Annotated in this window: 3 protein-coding genes; all 3 read left to right on the top strand. The window is 61.2% G+C overall.

The annotated features are described in order from the left end of the window. The first annotated feature begins 262 nt into the window (after positions 1 to 262). Positions 263 to 634 (top strand): 30S ribosomal protein S12, encoded by a 372-nt coding sequence (gene rpsL / locus EN906_RS30375; protein ID WP_006333356.1) that lies wholly within the window; start codon positions 263 to 265, stop codon positions 632 to 634. Between the two features lie 76 nt (positions 635 to 710). After that, positions 711 to 1,181, top strand: coding sequence for a 30S ribosomal protein S7 (gene rpsG / locus EN906_RS30380; protein ID WP_008875664.1), 471 nt, complete (start codon positions 711 to 713; stop codon positions 1,179 to 1,181). A 29-nt stretch (positions 1,182 to 1,210) separates the two neighbouring features. Continuing rightward, positions 1,211 to 2,595, top strand: a 1,385-nt coding sequence (gene fusA / locus EN906_RS30385) for an elongation factor G (protein WP_127375615.1), incomplete at its 3' end; no start/stop codon positions are given.

Raw genomic sequence — 2,595 nt, forward strand, 5'->3', positions numbered from 1 at the left:
GTCTTACGAGTAGAAGCCGCCCAGTCAGAACCGATGTGAGGCTCTCCCTTCCGAAGCGACACGCTTTGGAGTTTGCCTCAAACAGGGTTCGTTTTACGAGCGAAAAGACATTTCCGGCGTGCACGAAGCGGCTTCCGCTTCCTCTGCCTTTTGTTCGGGCAAGACCGCGAGGCGCGGCTTATGGCCCGAATTTGCGTATGGAAATGACGCTTTGAGCGGCCCTGACCGGGCGAGACACGGAATTGAGAGACAAGAGGGTTTAATGCCTACCGTCAACCAGCTGATCCGCAAGCCGCGCATTGCGCCGGTGAAGCGCAACAAGGTCCCGGCCATGCAGCAGAACCCGCAGAAGCGGGGCGTCTGCACGCGCGTCTATACAACGACGCCGAAGAAGCCGAACTCGGCGCTGCGCAAGGTGGCCAAGATCCGCCTGACCAATGGTTTTGAAGTGATCGGGTACATCCCCGGCGAAGGCCACAACCTTCAGGAACACTCCGTGGTGATGATCCGCGGCGGCCGCGTCAAGGATCTTCCGGGCGTTCGCTACCACATCATCCGCGGCGTGCTCGACACGCAGGGTGTGAAGAACCGCAAGCAGCGCCGTTCGAAGTACGGCGCCAAGCGTCCGAAGTAAGGGGCGTCCGAAGTAAGATTTTCCGGCCTTGGCGCTCCTTGGGTGCGTCGGGTTATGAGATTGAGAGACAAAAACCATGTCGCGTCGTCACAGTGCAGAAAAGCGTGAGATCAATCCGGACCCGAAGTTCGGCGATCTGATCGTCACCAAGTTCATGAACGCCGTCATGTATGACGGCAAGAAGTCGGTCGCCGAGACCATCGTCTACGGCGCGCTCGACCAGGTTCAGTCGAAGACCAAGCAGGAGCCGGTCACCGTCTTCCATCAGGCGCTCGACAATGTCGCGCCGCATGTTGAAGTGCGTTCGCGTCGTGTCGGTGGCGCCACCTACCAGGTTCCGGTCGACGTGCGCCCCGAGCGCCGCCAGGCATTGGCCATTCGCTGGCTGATCGCTGCGGCCCGCAATCGCAATGAGACCACGATGGTCGACCGCCTCTCCGGCGAGCTGATGGATGCGGCCAACAACCGCGGCACGGCTGTCAAGAAGCGTGAAGACACCCACAAGATGGCTGAAGCCAACCGCGCTTTCGCGCACTACCGCTGGTAAAGCGCGAACGAGACTGAGAGGCAGCTACGATGGCCCGCGAATACAAAATCGAAGACTACCGCAATTTCGGTATCATGGCGCATATTGACGCCGGCAAGACGACGACCACCGAGCGCGTCCTCTACTACACGGGCAAGTCGCACAAGATCGGCGAAGTCCACGACGGCGCTGCCACCATGGATTGGATGGAGCAGGAGCAGGAGCGCGGCATCACGATCACCTCCGCCGCGACCACGACCTTCTGGAAGGCTCGTGACGGCAAGATGCACCGCTTCAACATCATCGACACCCCCGGCCACGTCGACTTCACCATCGAAGTCGAGCGTTCGCTGCGCGTGCTCGACGGCGCCATCGCGCTGCTCGATGCCAATGCCGGCGTTGAGCCGCAGACCGAGACCGTCTGGCGCCAGGCCGACAAGTACCGCGTTCCGCGCATGATCTTCTGCAACAAGATGGACAAGATCGGCGCCGACTTCTACCGCTCGGTCGAGATGATCGGTTCGCGCCTCGGTGCGCATGCCGTTGTCATGCAGCTGCCGATCGGCGCCGAGACCGAGTTCAAGGGCGTCGTCGACCTCGTCGAGATGAACGCGCTTGTCTGGCGCGACGAGACGCTGGGCGCTGCCTGGGATGTTGTCGAGATCCCGGACGACCTCAAGGCTCGTGCCGAAGAATACCGCGAGAAGATGATCGAGGCCGCCGTCGAGATGGACGAGACGGCGCTTGAGAATTACCTCGAAGGCAAGATGCCGTCGAATGACGAGATCCGCGCGCTGATCCGCAAGGGCACCATCGCGGTCAAGTTCTACCCGATGTTCTGTGGCTCGGCCTTTAAGAACAAGGGCGTGCAGCCGCTGCTCGGCGCCGTCGTCGAATATCTGCCGTCGCCGGCCGATGTTCCCGCCATCAAGGGTGTCGATGCCAAGACCGACGCCGAGATCGAGCGTCACGCCGACGACAACGAGCCTCTGTCGATGCTCGCCTTCAAGATCATGAACGACCCGTTCGTCGGTTCGCTGACCTTTGCCCGCATCTATTCGGGCAGGCTCACCAAGGGCATCTCGGTCGACAACACCGTGAAGGGCAAGAAAGAGCGCATCGGCCGCATGCTGCAGATGCATGCGAACTCGCGCGCCGACGTCGAAGAGGCTTTTGCCGGCGACATCGTTGCTCTTGCCGGTCTCAAGGACACGACCACCGGCGACACGCTGAGCGATCCGCTGCATCCGGTCATTCTCGAGCGCATGGAATTCCCCGATCCGGTCATCCAGATCGCCATCGAGCCGAAGACCAAGAACGACCAGGAAAAGATGGGCCTCGCCCTTCACCGCCTGGCCGCCGAGGATCCGTCCTTCCGTGTCAAGACCGACGAGGAAAGCGGCCAGACCATCATTTCCGGCATGGGCGAACTTCA

Source organism: Mesorhizobium sp. M7A.F.Ca.CA.004.06.1.1 (assembly GCF_003999135.1).
In the GTDB taxonomy this organism is placed as follows: domain Bacteria; phylum Pseudomonadota; class Alphaproteobacteria; order Rhizobiales; family Rhizobiaceae; genus Mesorhizobium.

Coding starts and splice junctions, on each gene's coding strand:
- rpsG (WP_008875664.1), top strand. CDS start 711: ATGTCGCGTCGTCACAGTGCAGAAAAGCGTGAGATCAATCCGGACCCG.
- rpsL (WP_006333356.1), top strand. CDS start 263: ATGCCTACCGTCAACCAGCTGATCCGCAAGCCGCGCATTGCGCCGGTG.